Source organism: Aeromonas sp. 3P, from assembly GCF_051919745.1.
Lineage (GTDB): Bacteria > Pseudomonadota > Gammaproteobacteria > Enterobacterales > Aeromonadaceae > Aeromonas > Aeromonas veronii.
Window position 1 is genome coordinate 2686445 of sequence record NZ_JBQBED010000001.1, and the last position, 21056, is coordinate 2707500.

Sequence of the window (21056 nt, forward strand, 5' to 3'; positions counted from 1 at the left end):
CTTACTGACTCTGCTCCAGCTTCTTGCAGGCATCGACCACCTGCTCCGGCGCCAGGTCGATCAGGCACTTGAGATGGCCGAACTTGCAGGTGCGCTTGAAGCAGGGGCGGCACTCGATGTCGGTGTGGACGATCTCGACCCGATCCGCCAGCGGCGGGGTATAGAGCGGCGAGGTGGAGCCATAGACGCCCACCAGCGGCCGGTTGAGGGCGGCGGCGATGTGCATCAGGCCGGAGTCGTTGGAGATGACCCGGCTGGCCAGCGCCATCAGATCGATCGCCTCGTGCAGGCTGGTCTTGCCCGCCAGCACGTGGCAGTTGGGGCGAGTCAGCAGGTTGACCCGATCCCGGATGGTGTTGGCCACCGGCACATCCTTGTTGGAGCCGAAGATCCACACCTGCCACCCCTCGTCCAGATGCTGCTGAGCCACCACGGCGTAGTGCCCCTCCGGCCAGCGCTTGGCCGGGCCAAACTCGGCACCGGGGCAGAGCACCAGCACCGGGCGGGCGCGATCCAGCCCCAGTCGCTCCAGCGCCTTGCTCTGGTTGACCAGATCGACGTGCAGAGAGGGGTGGGGAATGGTCGGAATATCGGCCCGGCTCTTCATCTGCTCCTTGGGATAAGCGAGCGCCAGATAGCCCTCCACCATCAGCGGGAAGGCGGACTTGTTGCTGCGCATATCGTTGAGCAGGCCGAAGCGGTGCTCCCCTTTCCAGCCGGTACGCACCGGAATGCGGGCAAACCAGGGGATCAGCGCCGATTTCATGGAGTTGGGCTGGACGATGGCCTGATCGTACTTCTCGGCCGCCAGCTGCTTGCCGAGGCGGCGGCGCGCCACCAGCTTGAAGTCACCGTGGCCAAGGGGCATGGTGATCGCCTTGTCCACCTCCGGCATCCGCTCCAGCAGGGCGCAGCACCAGGCGGGGGCCATCACGTGCAGCTCGCACTCGGGATGGTTGGCCTTGATCGCCTTGTAGAGACTCTGGGACATCACCATGTCGCCGACCCAGGAGGGGCCGATCACCAATATTTTCATTACGCGTCTTCTCTCGGGTCTGGCCCGGCGGTTAATCATCACTGGGCGAGATTATGCCCCAAGAATGGTCGGATAAATAACAGAAGATCCTTACCTACCCGCCCTGACAGGGGAGACCAGCCGCCACCCGGGTCATGCCCCGGCCACGCTTTTAGGCTAGAATGGGCGCCAATTCGAGCATGTCCCGCCAGACGGGCAACAACCGAGAGCCCCATTTCGTGAAAAAACCGACTCTGGCTGCCGTTCTGATCGTCAAGAATGAAGCCGACAACCTGCGCAAGTGCCTCGCCTCCCTCGACGGACTGGTGGACGAGATCGTCATTCTGGACTCCGGCAGTCAGGACGAGACCCCGGCCATCGCCGCCGAATTTGGGGCCCGTTTCTTCGTCAACGCCAAGTGGCCCGGCTTTGGCAAACAGCGCCGACTGGCCCAGTCTCATGTGCAGTCCGACTGGGTGCTGTGGCTGGATGCCGACGAGCGGCTCACCCCCGAGCTGAAAACCGCCATCGCCAACGTGATGGCCAATCCGGCCAGCGACACCATCTACTCGCTGCCGCGCCTCTCCTGGGTCTTTGGCCGCTTTATCCGCCACAGTGGCTGGTATCCGGATCGGGTGCTGCGCCTCTATCCCAAGGCGCTCACCGGCTACAACGAGGCGCTGGTGCACGAGAAGGTGGAAGTGCGCGCCAACATGAAGATCGTCAACCTCTACGGCGACCTGCACCACTTTACCTATCGGGATCTGGAGCACTATCTGGTCAAATCCGCCGGTTATGCCCGCGCCTGGGCCGATCAGCGCACCGCTCGCGGCAAGAAGGGCTCCCTCAGTCAGGGGCTGATGCACGCCGTCGGCTGCTTCATCAAGATGTACCTGCTCAAGGCGGGCTTCCTCGATGGCAAGCAGGGGTTGCTGCTGGCGATCCTCTCCGCCCACTCCACCTTCGTCAAATACGCCGACCTCTGGGTGCGCCAGCAACCGCAGCAGCCGGAATAACCGTCATACGAAACAGGGCCCCGAGGGGCCCTGTTTGCATTGCTGCATACGTTACTTGCGCCAGAAAGGCGCCGCCCAGCGGGCCATCACCGGAACCATGGTCTTGGGATCGAGCTGACTCATATCCTCCGGGTGGTCGCTATCCTCCGGCGGGCTGAAGGCAAGGTGGCGCCCTTCGCTGTTGAGGGGCTTCCAGCGCAGCGGAGTAGCGGAGCGGCGCATCGGGAAGAAACCGATGGTCGGCACATCGAGCGCCCCGGCAATATGGAGCGGGCCGGTACTACCGGCGATAAACAAAGCGGCGTTGGCCAGCACCTGACAGAACATCGGCAGACCATCGCTGGAGCGGTAGATCCAGCCGTTGCCGCCGTGGGCCAGCAACTCGGCCGCCAGCTGTTCGGCCATCTTCTCCTCACCCGGGCCTGCGGTCAGCACGCACTGCAGCTCGGGGCAGGCCTGATTGAGCTTGATGATGATGCGGGCATACTGCTCGATGGAGAGATTGTTGGCCGAACCGCCGCTACCGGCATGCACCATCAGCCAGGGGCGGCTGGCATCGAGCTTGAGCTTGAGTGCCAGCTGCTCGCGCACCTGCCGCAAGGTCTCCTCATCGAACCGCAGGAAGGGGGTCTGGGGCTCCACCACGGCCACCTGCTGATCGGCCAGGAAGCGGCGGATCAGCTCCAGGTTGTACTCGGACTCCGGCTTCTGGGAACGGGAGCGGCGTTGCACCAGTCGCTGGTTGTAGAGCACCTGCGCCAGCTTGGTCGCCGGGGCCAGCCGATAAGGGATGTGTGCCTTCCACACCAGCATGGCGTTGCGGGAGTTGGAGAAGAGGCAGATGGACGCGTCGAACGCCGCCGCCTTGATCCGTGCCAGCAGCGCTCGCTGTTGCTCCTTGTCGGCACGCACGCCCGGATCGATGATCACCTCGTCAATCCAGGGGCAGAGCCGGGCCAGCGGCGCCGTGTAGGCCGGAACCAGGGCAGTCACATGACACTCCATGGAGCCTTTGAGCATGGCGAAACTCGGCCACGCCAGCATGAAGTCACCAATCTTGTCATTGCGAACGACCAGAATACGTTTCATAAAAAATCCCTTTGCTCCCTGTCACCAATGCAGGGAGGCTTGATGCGCGATGGCGTATTCTTGCCTGATGCACTGCTATTCTCAAGCGACGACCTTATAATGCGACCAAATTTCCAGGTTGCAGGACCGCAAAGATGACTACCAGGGTGATTTATCCCGGGACGTTTGATCCCGTTACCAATGGCCACGCCGATCTCATCGGCCGCGCCGCCAAGCTGTTTGACGAGGTGGTGGTCGGGGTCGCCAACAGCCCGAGCAAGCGCCCGCTGTTCGATCTGGCAGAACGTGTCCAGCTTGTCCAGCAAGTGACCAGCCAGCTTCCCAACGTCAAGGTGGTGGGCTTCTCCGGCCTGCTGGTCGATTTCGCCAAAGAGCATCAGGCCAACGTGCTGATCCGCGGCCTGCGCGCCGTCTCCGACTTCGAGTACGAGTTCCAGCTGGCCAACATGAACCGCCGCCTGATGCCCACGCTTGAGAGCGTCTTCCTCACCCCGGCGGAGGAGAACTCCTTTATCTCCTCCACCCTAGTGAAAGAGGTGGCGCTGCACGGCGGTGATATCCGCCAGTTTGTCGACCCCGTGGTGGCGCAGGCCATCGCCGCCAAACAGCAGCAGCGCTAATCCCTCCCCTGATTGGCAGAAACGAACAAGGGCTACCCGCGGGTAGCCCTTGCCGTTTCTGTCTCGCTATGGAGAGGTCAGCCTGCTTGCCAGTTACTGACGGGCAAACCGCTCATTCATCTCCTGCACCAGCAGATCGAGCCACTCGTAGCGGCGCCGATACATGGCCCGCTTCTTGGAGGCGATCTCCTCCAGCGGCTTGCGCGGCTGGGCTTGCAGAGCGACGAAGTTGGCATCCACATCCTGCGCGCCGAATTCCTGCCACAGCTCGTCATAATCGGCCTGCAAATTGGCTTTCTGCTTGCTGCTGTAGCGCTTGGCCTGAAACACGTGGGCCCGCTTGCGCACCGCCAGCACCTCTGCCGCCCCCATGGCCTGCGCCAGTTGCAGCACCAGCTGCACCAGCAGGGATTTGGGCCGCAGGCCATGCCCCTCTTTGGTCAGCTCGCGCACCCGATCCTGGGCATTGTCGACCGCAGGCTCCGGCCCCTGCATGGAGCCGATCATCAGAATCAAACGATCCACGCTGCCCGCCAGCGAAAAGGCGCAGCTGTAGAGGCGCTGCCCCTCGCCGTTGACGATGGAGAGCGCCAGCTCGGCCTCGCGGCGGAAGGTGCCATCGTGGCGCAGCAGAATGCGGCAGCCGCTCTGTGGATAGTGCCCCAGCGCGATCCCCTCGCCCAGATAGAGCGGGTCGATCAGCTGCGGGTAGCACTCCAGCAGCAAACGGTAGTGATTTTCCAGCATCTCGGCCCGCTCACGGGCGCTGGCACAGGCGAAGCGATAGGGTCGCATCGGCTTGTCGAGCAGCTCGGGATAGACCGCCGGCAGCGCCTTGAGCGAGTCGCACTGAAACAGACTGAAGACCCGACTCAGCGACTTGCGATAGAGCAGGCTGCGCAGCACAAACTTGCCGCGATTGAAGGTTTTCCGGTCACATCCCTCGGGGTAGAGGAAGCGGGCCATAGATTTTGCGCAATAGCGCTCCTGCCGGGATAAATATTCCCAGTCTATTGATTTAACTGTCATTTTTATATTCTCAAACCGCCTGAACGGTCGGGATACTAGTGACAGCTGTGCAAATCTTCAACAGAGTGGAAATACGCTGTTACAACTTCCCCCGGATCGGGGCAAAAAGTGCGCTCAGCGCTGGCAATGACTGCAAAAAACCGTGGTGCGCTGGCCCATTCTTGTCTCGGTCAGCAGGGTGTGACAGTGGAAACAGGGCTGACCGCCACGGCCGTAGACCTGCAACTGCTGCACGAAATAGCCCGGCTTGCCGTCGGCACTGGTGAAATCCTTGAGGGTGGTGCCGCCCTGTCTGATGGCTTCGGCCAGAACCCGCTTGATCTCGGCCACCAGGGTTCCCAGCCGCTCGGCACTGATATTGCCCGCCGCCCGTTTGGGGTGAATGCCGGCAGCATAGAGCGCCTCGTTGGCGTAGATGTTGCCCACCCCGACCACCACCTGATTGTCCATCAGGAACTGTTTGATGGCGGTGCTGCGCCCCTTGGCGCGCCCCTGCAGGTAATCAGCACTGAAGGCATCGGTGAGCGGCTCTGGCCCCAGCTTGGCGAGCAGCGCGTGGGCTTCGGCCGGTTCCCGGGTCCAAAGCAGGGCGCCGAAGCGGCGCGGATCGTTGAGCCGCAGCAGCTTGCCATTCTCCAGCTCGATATCCACGTGGTCGTGCTTCTCGGCTGGCATGCCGATATCCAGCACCCGCAGGCTGCCGGACATCCCCAGATGAAGGATGGCGGTGCCGAAATCGGTCTCCAGCAGCAGGTATTTGGCGCGGCGACGCACCCGATGGATGGTGAGGTCCACCAGCTCCTGAATCTCACCGGGGATCGGCCAGCGCAGGCGGCCATCCCGCACCACCACGCGCGTCACCTTGATACCGGTGAGCCAGGGTGAGATCCCCTGACGACTGACTTCAACTTCTGGCAATTCAGGCATGGGCACCTCGCAAGGAAAAGGAACTCAGGGGGCAGGACGCAGCAGATCGCGATACTGCTCGGCAGTGAGGGCGAGCCAGAGACCGGAGGGCAGCTGAGCGCCATATTGGCCGCTGTTCTGATAGAGGCCGATCTCGACCGGATCGCTCTGGCCGGCAATCCACACCTTGATGGTCACCGGGGTACCGCGCACCACCTCGCCGGGGGGCAGCAACCAGCTCTGCCAGCGCGCCAGACGGGCATCCAGCTGCGCCGTGTCGAGCCCCAGATCCGGCATGCTGCGCCAGCCCTGACCAATCCGCTCAATCTGCCAGCTCGGTCCCTGCCAGGTGAGCACCACAGACGCATCCGGCAGCAAGGGGCGAGCCCGCTTGGCGCTGTTCTCCTGCTGGGCAGTCTCCATACGATGCAACAGGGTGATCACGATCAGCACCACCACAATGATCACGTTATTCCAGCCTTTGCGGCTCAATTTGAACATGGCAAGCCTCCCTTTGAACCGGCAGTGTACTGAATTCGGCGCATAAAAAAACCCGGCACGAAGCCGGGTTTTTGGGAATGCAGCATCAAGTAATTACTTGATTTTGCCTTCCTTGTAGATCACATGCTGACGAACAACGGGATCAAACTTTTTGATCTCCATTTTTTCGGGCATGGTGCGCTTGTTTTTGGTAGTGGTATAGAAGTGACCAGTACCGGCGCTGGAGTTCAGGCGAATTTTCTCGCGAATACCTTTAGCCATGATCTAATTCCTTATACCTTAACACCGCTGGCGCGCAGTTCAGCCAGAACCACTTCAACGCCACGCTTGTCGATGATACGCATGCCTTTTGCGGATACGCGCAGGCTTACGAAGCGTTTTTCACTCTCAACCCAGAAACGGTGAGTGTGCAGGTTCGGCAGGAAACGACGCTTGGTGGCGTTGTTAGCGTGCGAACGGTTGTTACCAACTGCCGGGCGCTTGCCGGTTACTTGGCATACTCTAGACATGTCAGTCTCTCCAAATCTTACTTCATTGCTCGAGCAAATATCTGCCCCGCTGGCCTTCGATTGCGGGGCAAACAGAAGGCGGCATTTTATACAGCATCCGTGATCAAAGATCAACTAATACGGTGCTAGAGCACAGTTATAGCCAACCGCGCTCGGCAAAAGAAACCGTGATGCCATCACCGATCACCAAGTGATCCAGCACTCTGATATCGATCAGGGCCAAAGCGGCCGTGATCCGATCCGTGATCTGGCGGTCGGCCCTACTGGGCTCGGCGACGCCGGACGGGTGATTATGCGCCAGAATCACCGCGGCTGCATTATGTTTGAGCGCGATCTGCACGATTTCTCTTGGCCAGACGCTCGCCGAGTCGATGGTGCCGAAAAAAAGCTCAACAAATTGAATGACTCTGTGTTGATTGTCGAGCAACAGCAGGGCAAACACCTCACGCGGCCGATCCCGCAGCTGGGCCTGCAGATAGTCGCGGGTCAGCTGGGGCGAGGTGAGGGCATCACCCCGTTGCAGCTGCTCGGCCAGATGGCGTCTGGCCATCTCCAGCACCGCCTGCAACTGGGCATATTTGGCCGGGCCAAGGCCGTGCGCCTCGCAGAATGCCCGTTGATCCGCCCCCAGCAAACTGCGTAAAGAGCCGAATTGATTCAATAGATTACGTGAAAGATCCACTGCACTCAGGCCATTGACGCCAGTGCGCAGAAAGATGGCGAGCAGCTCGGCATCGGAGAGCGCCGCAGGCCCCTGACGCAGCAACTTCTCTCTGGGGCGTTCATCTTCCGGCCACTCTTTGATGCTCATTTGTCTCTCCCTCATCCCTGTTGAGAAAAAACATAGCAAAAAATTGCGCGCGCCCGACCACACCCCTTGATGCCAACCCCTGTCGTCATCCATTGCCTGTGGTATCTTAGCCGACCAGTCAGAATGAGCCGGATAGAGAAACAGCAGATGAGATTGGCCGATAAACGCATCCTGTTGGGTGTCAGTGGCGGGATCGCCGCCTACAAGAGTGCCGAGCTGGTACGCCGCCTGAAAGATCAGGGCGCCGAAGTGCGGGTGGTAATGACCCGCTCCGCCAAGGAGTTCATCACCCCACTGACCCTGCAGGCGGTCTCCGGTCATCCGGTGGCCTACAGCCTGCTGGATCCTTCCGCCGAAGCGGGCATGGGCCATATCGAGCTGGCCAAGTGGGCCGATCTGGTGCTGATCGCCCCCGCCAGCGCCAACCTGATGGCGCGGATGGCTGCAGGCATGGCCGACGAACTGCTGACCACCCTCTGTCTGGCCACTCCGGCGCCCATCGCGCTGGCACCTGCCATGAACCAGCAGATGTATCTCAACGCCGCGACCCAGGCCAACCTCAAGACCCTGGCCAGCCGCGGCATTCTGCTGTGGGGGCCGGATGCAGGAAGCCAGGCCTGTGGCGATGTGGGCCCGGGCCGGATGCTGGATCCCCTCGAACTGGTGGATCGCTGCTGTCAGCAGCTGGCCGCCGAGCCCTTGCTGGCAGGCGTCAAGCTGCTGCTCACCGCAGGGCCAACCCGCGAGGCGCTGGATCCGGTGCGCTACATCAGCAACCACAGCTCCGGCAAGATGGGTTACGCCATCGCTCGTGCTGCCCGTGAAGCGGGCGCCGAAGTGACGCTGGTGAGCGGCCCGGTAACGCTGGCTACACCAGCTGGCGTCACCCGCATCGATGTGGAGAGCGCCGAGCAGATGCATCAGGCGGTGATGAGCCGGGTCGGCGAGTGCGACCTCTTCATCGGCTGCGCGGCGGTGGCCGACTATCGCCCCGAGCAGGTCGCCAGTCAGAAGATCAAGAAGACCGGCGACAACGACCAGATGGTGGTGACGCTGGTGAAGAATCCCGACATCATCGCGGCCGTTGGTGCCCTTTCAGACAAACCCTTCACCGTCGGATTTGCCGCCGAAACAGTGGATGTGGAACAATACGCCCTCGACAAGTTGCAGCGTAAGCGGCTGGACATGATCGCCGCCAACGATGTGTCCCGCGAGGGGCAAGGCTTCAACGCCGATGACAACGCCCTGACCGTGTTCTGGCAAGGGGGCAAGGCCCCGCTGCCGCTGGCCGACAAGCTGACGCTGGCCCGTCACCTGATCGCCCTGATTGCGCGCCACTACCGGCACTGAGCGTCCCAAAAGAACAAGACTCACGGCGCCCCGCCTTGCCAAGAGGGGCGCCAATACAAGATCCAACTGAAAAAGCGATTCATGACTACACAAATTGAACTGAAGATTCTGGATGCCCGTATCGGTACCGAGTACCCGCTGCCCGCCTACGCCACACCGGGCTCTGCCGGCATGGATCTGCGCGCACTGCTGGATGCGCCGCTGACTCTGGCTCCGGGTGATACCACCCTGGTGCCGACCGGTCTGGCCATTCACATCCAGGATCCGGGTCTGTGTGCCACCATCCTGCCCCGCTCCGGCCTCGGCCATAAGCACGGCATCGTGCTGGGCAACCTGGTCGGTCTCATCGATTCCGATTACCAGGGTCAGCTGATGGTATCGGTCTGGAACCGCGGCAAAGATGAGTTCACCATGCAACCCGGCGAGCGCATCGCCCAGCTGGTGATCATGCCGGTAGTTCAGGCCAGCTTCCAAGTGGTCGATGAGTTCAATCAGAGCGAACGGGGTGAAGGCGGTTTTGGTTCTTCTGGTCGCCAATAACAGACCACACCAGCCCGATGGGCGGTGCTTAATAATAGAATCAAGCCATTGTTTTTTTAGGGGAATCCATGGCAAGCAGTAATCAGAAACAGAGTCGGCGCGATCAGATCCTGCAGGCGCTCGCCCATATGCTGGAAACCAGTCCGGGTCAGCGTATCACCACGGCCCGTCTGGCGGCCGAGGTCGGCGTCTCTGAAGCAGCCCTCTATCGACATTTTCCCAGCAAGGCGCGGATGTTCGAGGGGCTGATCGACTTTATCGAGGATTCCCTGCTGTCACGGGTCAATCTGATCATGGCGGAAGAGAAGGACACCATGGCGCGTTGCCACCATATCCTGCAGCTGCTGCTGGTGTTCGCCGAGCGCAATCCCGGCATTACCCGCATCCTCAATGGCGACGCCCTGCTGGGTGAGCACGATCGGCTGCGGGATCGCATCAGCATCCTGTTCGACAAGCTGGAGACCCAGATCAAACAGGTGCTGCGCGAGAAGCGGCTACGCGAAGGTCAGGGCTTTCAGCTCGACGAGACCATGCTGGCCAATCTGCTGCTGGCCTACACCGAAGGCCGCATCAGCCAGTTCGTGCGCTCCGAGTTCAAGCTCAAGCCGACCGCCGGTTTCGAAGATCAGTGGCAATTTATCCGCAGCCAATTGCTGCAGAGCTGATGGTTTTTCGCATCATTCAGCAAAAAGAAGGGAGGCTTTGGCCTCCCTTCTTTTTTGTGTCAGGTTTTTATGGCAGAAAAGAAGTACCAGATGCGACCCGTACTGTCGCGCTGCGGTGTTAGATTTATCCACCATAAACCTTTTAGAACCTGACAGGACATCCTATGGAACCCGAAATCATTACCGAAGCGCAGACCTGGCTGGTCAATAATCAGGGACTGCTGATCGAATACGGCGTCAATATCGCCGCCGCCCTGCTGACCCTGCTGGTCGGCTATATCGCCGCCAACATCGTCAGCGGTGGCGTGGTCAAGGTGATGCAGGCCCGCAAGCTGGACACCACAGTCACTCACTTCGTTGGCAGCATCCTCAAATACGCCATTCTGGTGTTCGTGGTGATCGCCGCACTGGGACGTGTCGGCGTGCAGACCGCCTCCTTCGTCGCCATTATCGGTGCCGCCGGTCTGGCCATCGGTCTGGCGCTGCAAGGCTCGCTCTCCAACTTCGCCGCTGGCTTTCTGCTGATCATCTTCCGCCCCATCAAGGCAGGCGAGTTTATCGAAGTGGCTGGCACGTCTGGCGTGGTGCAATCCGTTCAGCTGTTCACCACCACCCTCACCTCCGGTGACAACAAGATGGTGGTAGTACCGAACTCCGCCATCCTCAACGGCACCATCGTCAACTACTCCCGCATGGATACCCGCCGCGTCGACATGACCTTCGGTATCGGCTACGGCTCCGATCTGCGCAAGGCCAAGCAGATCCTCGAGCGTCTGGTGAATGAAGAACCGCGCATCCTGAAAGATCCGGCCGCTACCATCGCCGTCGCCGCGCTGGCCGACTCCTCGGTCAATATCGTGGTGCGCCCGTGGGTCAAGACCGGCGACTACTGGGGTGTCTGGTTCGACTTCCACGAGAAGGTGAAGCTCACCTTTGATGCCGAAGGGATCGAAATTCCCTTCCCGCAGATGGTGATGCACATGCAAAAACCGCAGGCGTGATCGCGGTAAAGCAGCAACCCACAATGCCAGCCTTCGGGCTGGCATTGTCATTTCCGGCGCGCCATCCGCTGCATAATCAGGCCGGCGGAATGAAAACAATTTCAGAGCCGCGGGCTAGCCCCAATCATGAGCGAGCGCAAGATCCCCCTTGCTTTCGTGACTCATAATCCCGATGTTCTGGTTGTATACTCCCGACGGTTGCCCCATTGCGGTAAAAGACAATCGGTAAAACTCTGTTACACGGGCCGCTCGGCCGGCTCGCTATAATGCTCGGATAATAAGGTTTGGCGGGACCTTGCCTGCAAGGTTCAAACACAACTTGGCATTTCAGGAATCCTATGAAAAACATCAATCCAACCCAAACCCAGGCCTGGCAGGCACTGGAAGCCCACTTTGCAGCAAACAAAGAGACCCGACTCAAGGATCTGTTCGCGCAGGACCCGAAGCGCTTTGACAAGTTTTCCCTTACCTTCGGTGGCGACATCCTGGTTGATTACTCGAAGAACCTGATCACCGAAGAAACCCTCAAGTTGCTGGTTGATCTCGCCAAAGAGACCGATCTTCGCAGCGCGATCGATGCCATGTTCAATGGCGAAAAGATCAACATGACCGAAGGGCGATCCGTACTGCACGTGGCCCTGCGCAACCGCTCCGACCGCCCCATCGAGTGCGACGGCAAGGACGTGATGCCAGAAGTGAACGCCGTACTGGCCAAGATGAAGGGCTTCTGCGAGAAGATCATCTCCGGCGAGTGGAAAGGCTACACCGGCAGGGCGATCCAGCACGTGGTCAACATCGGTATCGGTGGCTCCGATCTGGGCCCGGTAATGATCACCGAGGCACTGCGTCCCTACAAAAACCACCTGCAGATGCACTTCGTCTCCAACGTCGATGGCACCCATATCGCCGAGACCCTGAAGAAGATCGATCCGGAAACCACCCTGTTCCTGGTGGCCTCCAAGACCTTCACCACCCAGGAGACAATGACCAACGCCCTGACCGCCCGCGACTGGTTCATCAAGATCGCCGGTGACAAGGCCCACGTTGCCAAGCACTTCGCTGCCCTCTCCACCAACGGCAAGGCCGTGGCCGAGTTCGGTATCGACACCAACAATATGTTCGAGTTCTGGGACTGGGTTGGCGGCCGCTACTCCTCCTGGTCTGCCATCGGCATGCCCATCGCCCTCTCCGTCGGTTTCGAGAACTTCGAAGCCCTGCTGCAAGGCGCCTTCGAGATGGACATGCACTTCGCCACTGCCTCCTATGAGCAGAACGTGCCGGTGCTGCTGGCGCTGATTGGCCTGTGGTACAACAACTTCTACGGTGCCGAATCCGAAGCCATCCTGCCGTACGATCAGTACATGCACCGCTTCCCTGCCTACTTCCAGCAGGGCAACATGGAATCCAACGGCAAGTACGTGGATCGCAACGGTAATCCGGTTGACTACCAGACTGGCCCCATCATCTGGGGTGAGCCGGGTACCAACGGCCAGCACGCCTTCTACCAACTGATCCACCAGGGCACCAAGCTGATCCCCTGTGACTTCCTGGCGCCAGCCATCAGCCACAACCCGATCGGTGACCACCACCCGAAACTGCTGGCCAACTTCTTCGCCCAGACCGAGGCGCTGGCCTTCGGCAAGAGCAAGGAAGAGGTTGAAGCCGAGTTCCTGGCTGCTGGCAAAACCCTGGAGCAGGTCAAGGATCTGGTGCCGTTCAAGGTGTTCGAAGGCAACCGCCCGACCAACTCCATCCTGTTCAAGAGCCTGACCCCGAAAACCCTGGGTGCCCTGATCGCCATGTATGAACACAAGATCTTCGTACAGGGCGCAATCTGGAACATCTTCTCCTTCGACCAGTGGGGCGTGGAGCTGGGCAAACAGCTGGCCAACAAGATCCTGCCGGAGCTGGGCAACAACGAGGCTGTCACCAGCCACGACTGCTCCACCAACGGTCTGATCAACACCTGGAAAGCGTGGAAAGCCTGATTTATCCAGCCTTTCTGAATGCAAAAGCCCCGCTCGATGAGCGGGGCTTTTTTATGACTGTCAGGCTGATTGTTCTGGCTGGCCGGTCGGGTGTCCAGTCCGACCGGCGACGGGGATCGTCATCCCCGCCCCTTCATCATCCAGCCCGATGCCGGCTTAACCGCCGACGGCGATACGTTTCATGTCCTTCATGTAGCCGCGCAGTACCTGACCGATTTTCTCGATCGGGTGGTTGCGAGTCGCTTCGTTGGCCGCCAGCAGCGCCAGGTTATCCACGCTCTGCCCTTCCGCCTTGCTGGCACCCAGATCACCCGCCTTCAGGGTCGGCATGAAGTGCTCGCGCAGCAAGGGCACGGCGGCATTGGCGAACAGGTAGTTACCGTACTCGGCAGTATCGGAGATGACCACGTTCATCTCGTACAGGCGCTTGCGAGCAACTGTGTTGGCGATCAGCGGCAGCTCGTGCAGGGATTCGTAGTAGGCGGACTCCTCGTAGATACCGGAAGCCACCATGGTCTCGAACGCCAGCTCGACACCCGCCTTGACCATGGCCACCATCACCACGCCATTGTCGAAGTACTCTTGCTCGGCAATCTTGCCTGCAAACGCCGGGGCGTTTTCGAAAGCAGACTTGCCGGTCTCTTCGCGCCAGCCAAACAGCTTGGCATCGTCTTCGGCCCAGTCGGCCATCATGCCGCGAGAGAATTCACCGGCGATGATGTCGTCCATGTGCTTCTCGAACAGCGGGCGCATCAGGGTCTTGAGCTGCTCGGAGAGCTCGAAGGCGCGCAGCTTGGCCGGGTTGGAGAGGCGATCCATCATCAGGCTGATGCCACCCTGTTTCAGGGCTTCGGTGATGGTCTCCCAGCCGAACTGGATCAGCTTGCCGGCGTAGGCCGGGTCGGTGCCTTCGGCAACCAGCTTGTCGTAGCAGAGCAGGGAACCGGCCTGCAGCATGCCGCAGAGGATGGTCTGCTCGCCCATCAGGTCGGATTTCACTTCCGCCACGAAGGAGGACTCCAGCACGCCGGCACGGTCGCCGCCGGTAGCAGAGGCCCACGCTTTCGCGATGGCCATGCCTTCGCCTTTCGGGTCATTTTCCGGGTGAACGGCGATCAGAGTCGGTACGCCGAAACCGCGCTTGTACTCCTCACGCACCTCGGTGCCCGGGCACTTGGGAGCCACCATCACGACTGTGATGTCGGAGCGGATCTGCTGACCCTCTTCCACCACGTTGAAGCCGTGGGAATAGCCCAATGCGGCGCCCTGCTTCATCAGCGGCATCACGGTTTTCACTACGTCGGAGTGTTGCTTGTCCGGAGTCAGGTTCAGCACCAGATCGGCGGTCGGGATCAGCTCTTCATAGGTACCGACCGCGAAGCCGTTGTCGGTAGCCTTCTGCCAGGAGGCGCGCTTCTCGGTGATGGCAGCCTTGCGCAGGGCGTAGGAGATATCCAGCCCGGAGTCGCGCATGTTCAGACCCTGGTTCAGACCCTGGGCACCACAGCCCACAATCACCACCTTCTTGCCCTTCAGCACGTTGCAGCCGTCCGCGAACTCTTCGCGCTGCATGAAACGACACTTGCCCAGCTGGGCCAACTGCTGACGCAGGTTCAAGGTGTTGAAATAGTTAGCCATGGTGATTGCTCCGTTCGATTGATTCCATGCCGGATAGCGGCGTTGTCTGAACCACTATAGCGCGGGACACTTATTGCCTGAACTGATATATTCGAAACAGTACGTTGCAATAATTGAAACGTTAATCCTTCATAATTGCCTGCTAAATGTACCGCGAGATGGCAGAAACAAGCCGCCAACCGCTGGATATCGGGCACACATGCCGCGCCAGGAGCTGAAAGATGGACCTTCGCAATCTCGAGCTGTTTCTCCACCTCGCCGACTCCCTCCACTTCGGCAAGAGCGCCGATGCCATGGCGGTCAGCCCCTCCACCCTGAGCCGCGCCATCCAGCGGCTGGAGCAGGAGACCGGCTGCATCCTGTTCGAGCGGGACAACCGCTCGGTTCGGCTCACCCCCGCCGGCGAGAAGCTGCGCGAATTTGGCGGCGGCCTGTTGCAGGAGTGGCGTCAGCTCAAGCAGGAGCTCAAACGCAGCGATGAACCGCTGCAGGGGCGGCTGCGGGTCTTCGCTCGGTCACCGCCAGTTACTTTCTGCTGCCCGAGGTGCTGGAGCGCTTTCGCCGCCGCTACCCCCAGCTGGAGATCAAGCTGGAGACCGGCGACCCGGCGCTGGCGGTGGACAAAATCCTGGCCGACGAGGCCGATCTCGCTATCGCCGCCCGTCCCGACGCTCTGCCCGCCAAGCTGGAGTTCGCCAGCCTGCAACTGGTGCCGCTGGTCTTTATCGCGCCGCGCAATGCCCCGCAGCTGAACCAGTGGTTCCGTCAGGGCGAGCCGGACTGGGAGCAGCTGCCAGTTATCCTCTCCGAGCAGGGGCTGGCCCGCAAACGCAGCGATCAGTGGTTTCGCAACAAGGGGATAGCGCCCAACATCTATGCCGAAGTGGCGGGTAACGAGGGGATTGTCGCCATGGTGGCGCTCGGCTGTGGCGTAGGATTGGTGCCGGCGGCGGTGATCGACCACAGCCCGCTCGGCGACAAGGTGCGGATCATCGACCTCAAACCCGCCTTCAAACCATTTGATGTGGGGATCGGGGTGCTCAAGAAGCGGCTGGAAGAACCGCTGATCCGCGCCTTCTGGGATACCGCGCAGAATCAGGGCTCACTGCGCTGACACCGGTTTATAGATAAGGGCCGGATCGGCCATCATGACGCGACTGGGCTGCGGCAAGTCGGGGTTATGCAGCTCGAGGCGCACCCGCTCATCCAGTTTCAGCCGCCGAATGGTACTGCCGAATCCCTCTTCAAAGACCCGGTCAAAAGCACCAGACTGCCGCGCCCGCAGCAGGCCAAGCTCGATGCGCTGGGCCAGCTCCGGATATTTTGGCGAGACAAAGAAGAGCAGCGCCAGCGGATAGCGAAACACCAGACGGGGCTCGATGGCGAGATCCGGATGCTGCCTGAGCTCATCCTCGACCTCGATGACCGAGCGCAGGAAGCAGTCAAAGCGCTTCTTGCGCAGCATGTTGAAGAGCGCCTCATAAAGATTGCCCACCGTCACCTTGAGGCCGTTAGCCCGCAGCAACTGGGTGTCTGGCCAGGATCTGTGCTGACCGATGGAGAGCCCGGCGCGATGCCAGTCTGCCAACGACCCGATCGAGGCAAAACGTCCCTCATCCCCCTGCCGAACCAGACACACCCGCCACCCCAGCAGCCCCTTGGCCAGCGGAATGTGGATTGCCAGCAACTCCCGTTCTCGCTGACCATCCGGGGCAAAGACGCCGACCTGAACCAGCTCACCGCTGCGCAGCTCCTTCACCGCCCGCCCCTGCTCCATTTGCGGGCTGGATACCAGCTGATAGGGGCCATATTCGGGCACGGTGAGATCGAGGGAGAGGCGCAACAACTGGACGACGGCGGGGTTGGGGTGATCCAGCAGCAGATTCCAGGCGCGGATAGGCTGCTCGGTTGCCGTTGCGCCAACCGTCCACAGTGCCATGCACCACCACCAGACTCTGATCATCCTGCGCACCATCCGTGCCTCATGCTCCTCGCCATACTATAACGTCAGCCAGCGCCTCCACTGTGCCCTCTCTGAAAGATGTGTGAGCGCTCTCGTGTCAAAAGTGACAATAGGCAAACCCGTCAGGTCATCGCAGACTGGGCGTTAATCAACACACGCCAAGGCGCAGGGAGGAGAGCCATGAAACAGCATCTGGTAGAGATCAAGGGTTCAACCCTGTTTGACGAGTATCTGCAAAGCATAGGCGTGCCCAGCACGGCGCTCGACCGGGAGCAGGATATCTATCTGCAGGAACGCCACCTGGGAGCCATTCGCCGGGTGCAGGGCGAACTGCGCTTTTATCTGCGTGCCAATGCCCTGAACAAACGGTGATCAGGATCCGGTCACAGAACCCGCAGCAAAGGCGTATTAGACTGGTATCTTCCCCCTTTTGTCGGGAGTGCCCATGAAAGCAAGCGGTCTGGATCGGCTGTTCAAACCCCACTCAATCGCCGTGATCGGCGCCTCGACCGACCCGCTCAAGGCGGGTCATGTGATCGTGCGCCACCTGCTGGCGGGCCAGTTCAAAGGGCCCATCCTCCCCGTCACTCCGCGCAACAAGTCCATCGCCGGTGTGCTGGCCTATCCCGATATCGCCAGCCTGCCGCTAACCCCGGATCTCGCCATCATCTGCACCAGGCGGGAGCGGGTCTTGCCGTTGCTGGAAGCGCTCGGCCATAAGGGGGCGGGGGCGGCCATCATACTGGCCGCCGACTTTTCCCCCGAGGAGCGGCTGGAGCTGAAACGGGTCTGCCAGCAATATGGCATTCGCCTGCTCGGCCCCAACAGCATGGGGATGCTGCTGCCCGGCCAGGGGATTAACGCCAGCTTTTCACCCATTGCCGCCAAGCCGGGACAGGTCGCCTTTCTGTCGCAATCCGCCGCCGTCAGCACCACCATTCTGGATTGGGCCAAGCAGCATGAACTGGGCTTTTCCGCCTTCATCTCCCTTGGCGATCACTGCGACATCGACTTCGGCCAGCTGCTGGATCAGCTCTCCCGCGACAGCGTCACCCGCGCCATCTTGATCTACATGGACAAGTTGCACGACGCCCGCCACTTTCTCTCGGCGGCGCGAGCAGCCTCGCGCAACAAGCCGATCCTGGTGCTGAAAAGCGGGCGCCACGATCCGGCCCACGGCCTCGACAACGTCTATGATGCCGCCATCCGTCGCGCCGGCATGTTGCGGGTACGGGATACCCACGAACTGTTTGCCGCGGTGGAAACCCTCAGCCACTCCATGAACCTCAAGGGAGAGCGGCTTGCCATCATCTCCAACGGTCGCGGGCTGGCCAATATGGCGGTGGATGTACTGCTGGAGCGGGGCGGCAAGCTGGCTCGCCCGCCGCTCGATATTGGTAGCGATGCTACCATCACCACCTATCAGGAAACGCTGGACAACGTGTTGCAGGAGGATGGCATCGACGCCATTCTGATCATCCACGCCCCCTCGCTCACGGCGCCAAGCGCGCCGCTGGCCAGCCATCTTATTGCCCATCTGAAACAGCATCCCAGAGCGCGCCGTTTCAACATCCTCACCAACTGGGCGGGCGAATACTCGGCGCAGGAGGGGCGCAAACTCTTTACCGAGGCGGGCTTCCCGACCTACCGCACGCCGGAAAGCGCCATGGCCGCCTTCATGCACATGGTGGAATACCGCCGCAACCAGAAGCAGTTGATGGAAACCCCGGCATCCCTGCATGGCAACCAGCTCAATGTAGATCTGTGCCAGCAGCTGATCCGCCAAGCGCAGGAGCGCAAACAGCTAAGATTGGATACCCATCTGGTGCACCCGATTTTACAAGCCGCCGGTCTCTCGACCCTGCCAACCTGGATCGTCACCGACGCCATCGAGGCGACCCTCACCGCCGAGCAGATCGGCTATCCAGTAGCGGTAAAACTGCGCTCGCCCGATATCCTGCACAAGTCTGCCGTGCACGGGGTGGTCCTCAATCTGCGCACCTCGGCCGAAGTGGCGCAAGCTGCAGATGCCATTCTGGACAGGGTCAAACAGCATGATCCGGGCGCCCGCATCGAAGGCTTGCTGGTGCAGCGGATGGCTCGCCGCAGCGGCGGCCTCGAGCTGCGGGTACGCATCCAGCAAGACGCCATCTTTGGCCCCGTCATTCTGTTGGGTGAGTCGGGTGCGGAACCGCAGGAGATGGTCGCGGCGCTACCGCCGCTCAATCAGGCGCTGGCTCGTTACCAGATCATAGGAGCCCTCAAGAACCGCAAGATCCGTGAGCAGGCCACACCGGAGCGACTGGATATCGATGCCTTGGGCCAAGTGCTTTGCCAGCTCTCCGAGCTATTGCTCGCCTTTCCTGAGATTCAGGAACTGGACCTACACCCGCTGCAAGCGTGCGGCGCAGAGATGGTGGTGCTGGATGCCAGCCTCACACTGGCTGACCCCGCCATCCCGACCAGCAACCGACTGGCGATCCGCCCCTATCCTACCGAACTGGAGGAGGGGGCCTGGCTTAAAGATCAGCGCCATATCCTGCTGCGCCCAATCCGGCCGGAAGATGAACCGGCTCACAAGCAGTTCGTACTGCTGGTCTCCGATGAAGACAGGTACAAACGCTTCTTCGCCGATGTGGGTGAACTGGGTCATGAAGAGCTGGCTCGTATGACCCAAATCGATTACGACCGGGAGATGGCCTTCGTGGCTGTGGGGCAAGATGGCGAGCTGCAGGATCAAATCCTCGGCGTGGTACGCGCCATTTCGAGCCCGGACCAGAGCGATGCCGAGTTTGCCATTCTGGTGCGATCGGACTTGAAAGGGGTGGGGCTCGGCAAATTGATGATGGAGAAGATCATCCGCTACGCCAAAGAGCAGGGGATTGGCCAGTTATCCGGCATGACCATGCCCAGCAATCGCGGCATGGTCAACCTCGCCAAACGGCTTGGCTTCAAGATCGACGTGCAGATGGAAGAGGGGGTGGTCAATATGGAACTGCTCTGTAGCCAGCAAGCGACAGAAGCCTGATTTGACCACCTGAAGAGGCGTCAAAATGGCTGCAAATGAAACTGGCAAGGCTCAGATATAGCCCGAAAATGGTGGAAATAACCGGCTATCTGGCACTCTTACTTGGCAGGGAAAAGCCAGAGATTGGTGGTTTAACGCGCTAAAAATACAAAAGCCCGGTTATGAGGCCGGGCTTTGTGTTGGTTCCGGTGTGCAACCATCGGGGTCAGTGGGTAAAAATGCCCATAGCAAAAAGGCCTTCCCATCAGGGAAGGCCTTCAAATTAGTGGCGGAGCGGACGGGACTCGAACCCGCGACCCCCGGCGTGACAGGCCGGTATTCTAACCGACTGAACTACCGCTCCGCATTCGGTTAGCTTTCGCTAAATTTTCTGCTGCTTCTTCTGAGGTGTCATCCTCGCAGCCAGTGACGTGATTCTTCACATCGCTGTTTAATTGGGTGCCTGGCAGTGTCCTACTCTCGCATGGCGAATGCCACACTACCATCGGCGCTACCGCGTTTCACTTCTGAGTTCGGCATGGGATCAGGTGGTTCCACGGCGCTATGGCCGCCAGGCAAATTCTTAATCCAGAAAGCTGACGTGAGTAACGAGGTTGCCTATTGGCTTGTCGCTATCACTGAATTAGTTAGTAGTTCGCTTGGTATTTGCTACAAGGCCCAGAACACTTCTTGGGTGTTGTATGGTTAAGCCTCACGGGTAATTAGTATGGGTTAGCTCAACACGTCGCCGCGCTTACACACCCCACCTATCAACGTTGTGGTCTCCAACGGCCCTTTAGGACCCTCAAGGGGTCAGGGATGACTCATCTCAGGGCTCGCTTCCCGCTTAGATGCTTTCAGCGGTTATCGATTCCGAACTTAGCTACCGGGCAGTGCCACTGGCGTGACAACCCGAACACCAGAGGTTCGTTCACTCCGGTCCTCTCGTACTAGGAGCAACTCCCTTCAATCATCCAACGCCCACGGCAGATAGGGACCGAACTGTCTCACGACGTTCTGAACCCAGCTCGCGTACCACTTTAAATGGCGAACAGCCATACCCTTGGGACCGACTTCAGCCCCAGGATGTGATGAGCCGACATCGAGGTGCCAAACACCGCCGTCGATATGAACTCTTGGGCGGTATCAGCCTGTTATCCCCGGAGTACCTTTTATCCGTTGAGCGATGGCCCTTCCATTCAGAACCACCGGATCACTATGACCTACTTTCGTACCTGCTCGACCTGTCCGTCTCGCAGTTAAGCTGGCTTATGCCATTGCACTAACCTCCTGATGTCCGACCAGGATTAGCCAACCTTCGTGCTCCTCCGTTACTCTTTGGGAGGAGACCGCCCCAGTCAAACTACCCACCAGGCACTGTCCGCGAGCCCGATTCAGGGCCCTGCGT

Annotated in this window: 19 protein-coding genes, 1 tRNA gene, 2 rRNA genes and 1 pseudogene (1 of these 23 cut by a window edge); 10 read left to right on the forward strand and 13 right to left on the reverse strand. The window is 60.3% G+C overall.

From position 1 onward, the window contains the following. Window position 1 precedes the first annotated feature (1 nt). Window positions 2-1036 (reverse strand): lipopolysaccharide heptosyltransferase II, encoded by a 1035-nt coding sequence (waaF, locus tag ACTG19_RS12330; protein WP_042030388.1) that lies wholly within the window; start codon window positions 1034-1036, stop codon window positions 2-4. Window positions 1037-1254: 218 nt separating this feature from the next. On the opposite strand from waaF, the gene ACTG19_RS12335 reads away from it, so the two are divergent. Then, window positions 1255-2031, forward strand: a complete 777-nt coding sequence (locus ACTG19_RS12335) for a glycosyltransferase family 2 protein (protein ID WP_439989116.1) — start codon at window positions 1255-1257, stop codon at window positions 2029-2031. A gap of 51 nt (window positions 2032-2082) precedes the next feature. Here ACTG19_RS12335 and ACTG19_RS12340 read toward each other — a convergent pair whose 3' ends face one another. Continuing rightward, on the reverse strand, window positions 2083-3120 hold the full coding sequence (locus ACTG19_RS12340) for a glycosyltransferase family 9 protein (protein WP_113740639.1): 1038 nt from the start codon (window positions 3118-3120) through the stop codon (window positions 2083-2085). A gap of 134 nt (window positions 3121-3254) precedes the next feature. Here ACTG19_RS12340 and coaD point away from each other — a divergent pair, with 134 nt between their 5' ends. Then, window positions 3255-3740: a pantetheine-phosphate adenylyltransferase gene (coaD, locus tag ACTG19_RS12345; protein ID WP_005357393.1), complete on the forward strand. Its 486-nt coding sequence runs from the start codon at window positions 3255-3257 to the stop codon at window positions 3738-3740. A 93-nt stretch (window positions 3741-3833) separates the two neighbouring features. On the opposite strand, the gene ACTG19_RS12350 is transcribed toward coaD, so the two are convergent. The 6 genes from ACTG19_RS12350 to radC form a co-directional block, all read right to left on the reverse strand. Then, on the reverse strand, window positions 3834-4706 hold the full coding sequence (locus ACTG19_RS12350) for a VirK/YbjX family protein (protein WP_371155592.1): 873 nt from the start codon (window positions 4704-4706) through the stop codon (window positions 3834-3836). A gap of 177 nt (window positions 4707-4883) precedes the next feature. Then, the gene (gene mutM, locus ACTG19_RS12355) at window positions 4884-5696 is read right to left on the reverse strand and encodes a bifunctional DNA-formamidopyrimidine glycosylase/DNA-(apurinic or apyrimidinic site) lyase (RefSeq protein ID WP_439989117.1); all 813 of its coding nucleotides are present in this window, start codon (window positions 5694-5696) and stop codon (window positions 4884-4886) included. A 24-nt stretch (window positions 5697-5720) separates the two neighbouring features. After that, entirely contained in the window at window positions 5721-6176 is a 456-nt protein-coding gene (locus ACTG19_RS12360) for a hypothetical protein (protein WP_139438964.1), read from the reverse strand. 93 nt (window positions 6177-6269) lie between these two features. Next, window positions 6270-6437: a 50S ribosomal protein L33 gene (rpmG, locus tag ACTG19_RS12365; RefSeq protein WP_005307500.1), complete on the reverse strand. Its 168-nt coding sequence runs from the start codon at window positions 6435-6437 to the stop codon at window positions 6270-6272. Between the two features lie 11 nt (window positions 6438-6448). After that, complete coding sequence (rpmB, locus tag ACTG19_RS12370; protein WP_005307492.1) at window positions 6449-6685, reverse strand: 50S ribosomal protein L28; 237 nt, start codon at window positions 6683-6685, stop codon at window positions 6449-6451. A 136-nt stretch (window positions 6686-6821) separates the two neighbouring features. Next, window positions 6822-7496, reverse strand: coding sequence for a RadC family protein (radC, locus tag ACTG19_RS12375; protein WP_005339502.1), 675 nt, complete (start codon window positions 7494-7496; stop codon window positions 6822-6824). Between the two features lie 147 nt (window positions 7497-7643). On the opposite strand from radC, the gene coaBC reads away from it, so the two are divergent. From coaBC to pgi, 5 genes are all read left to right on the forward strand, one after another. Next, window positions 7644-8846 carry a bifunctional phosphopantothenoylcysteine decarboxylase/phosphopantothenate--cysteine ligase CoaBC gene (gene coaBC, locus ACTG19_RS12380; RefSeq protein ID WP_439989118.1) on the forward strand — a complete coding sequence of 401 codons (1203 nt, stop codon included), beginning with the start codon at window positions 7644-7646 and terminating at the stop codon, window positions 8844-8846. Window positions 8847-8927: 81 nt separating this feature from the next. Further along, on the forward strand, window positions 8928-9386 hold the full coding sequence (dut, locus tag ACTG19_RS12385) for a dUTP diphosphatase (protein WP_201991014.1): 459 nt from the start codon (window positions 8928-8930) through the stop codon (window positions 9384-9386). A gap of 68 nt (window positions 9387-9454) precedes the next feature. After that, a complete protein-coding gene (gene slmA / locus ACTG19_RS12390; RefSeq protein ID WP_005339495.1) occupies window positions 9455-10051 on the forward strand; it encodes a nucleoid occlusion factor SlmA in 597 nt (198 codons plus the stop codon). 164 nt (window positions 10052-10215) lie between these two features. Continuing rightward, window positions 10216-11052 (forward strand): mechanosensitive ion channel domain-containing protein, encoded by an 837-nt coding sequence (locus tag ACTG19_RS12395; RefSeq protein WP_439989119.1) that lies wholly within the window; start codon window positions 10216-10218, stop codon window positions 11050-11052. Window positions 11053-11390: 338 nt separating this feature from the next. Continuing rightward, window positions 11391-13040, forward strand: a complete 1650-nt coding sequence (pgi, locus tag ACTG19_RS12400) for a glucose-6-phosphate isomerase (protein ID WP_439989120.1) — start codon at window positions 11391-11393, stop codon at window positions 13038-13040. Between the two features lie 156 nt (window positions 13041-13196). Here the strand turns inward: pgi and ilvC are convergent, their stop codons facing one another. Beyond that, window positions 13197-14678 carry a ketol-acid reductoisomerase gene (ilvC, locus tag ACTG19_RS12405; RefSeq protein WP_041210772.1) on the reverse strand — a complete coding sequence of 494 codons (1482 nt, stop codon included), beginning with the start codon at window positions 14676-14678 and terminating at the stop codon, window positions 13197-13199. 221 nt (window positions 14679-14899) lie between these two features. Here ilvC and ilvY point away from each other — a divergent pair. Beyond that, a pseudogene (gene ilvY, locus ACTG19_RS12410) lies at window positions 14900-15792 on the forward strand (HTH-type transcriptional activator IlvY). Here the strand turns inward: ilvY and ACTG19_RS12415 are convergent. Next, window positions 15781-16641: a transporter substrate-binding domain-containing protein gene (locus tag ACTG19_RS12415; RefSeq protein ID WP_113740653.1), complete on the reverse strand. Its 861-nt coding sequence runs from the start codon at window positions 16639-16641 to the stop codon at window positions 15781-15783. The pseudogene ilvY and the gene ACTG19_RS12415 overlap by 12 nt on opposite strands. A gap of 180 nt (window positions 16642-16821) precedes the next feature. Here ACTG19_RS12415 and ACTG19_RS12420 point away from each other — a divergent pair, with 180 nt between their 5' ends. Next, on the forward strand, window positions 16822-17013 hold the full coding sequence (locus ACTG19_RS12420; protein WP_113740635.1) for a hypothetical protein: 192 nt from the start codon (window positions 16822-16824) through the stop codon (window positions 17011-17013). 73 nt (window positions 17014-17086) lie between these two features. Next, window positions 17087-19669, forward strand: a complete 2583-nt coding sequence (locus ACTG19_RS12425; RefSeq protein WP_113740634.1) for a bifunctional acetate--CoA ligase family protein/GNAT family N-acetyltransferase — start codon at window positions 17087-17089, stop codon at window positions 19667-19669. 266 nt (window positions 19670-19935) lie between these two features. On the opposite strand, the gene ACTG19_RS12430 is transcribed toward ACTG19_RS12425, so the two are convergent. The 3 genes from ACTG19_RS12430 to ACTG19_RS12440 all read right to left on the reverse strand — a co-directional run. Beyond that, window positions 19936-20012: transfer RNA gene (locus tag ACTG19_RS12430), tRNA-Asp, on the reverse strand. 97 nt (window positions 20013-20109) lie between these two features. After that, window positions 20110-20224, reverse strand: a 5S ribosomal RNA gene (gene rrf, locus ACTG19_RS12435). Window positions 20225-20349: 125 nt separating this feature from the next. Then, a 23S ribosomal RNA gene (locus ACTG19_RS12440) occupies window positions 20350-21056 on the reverse strand (it continues 2183 nt past the right edge of the window).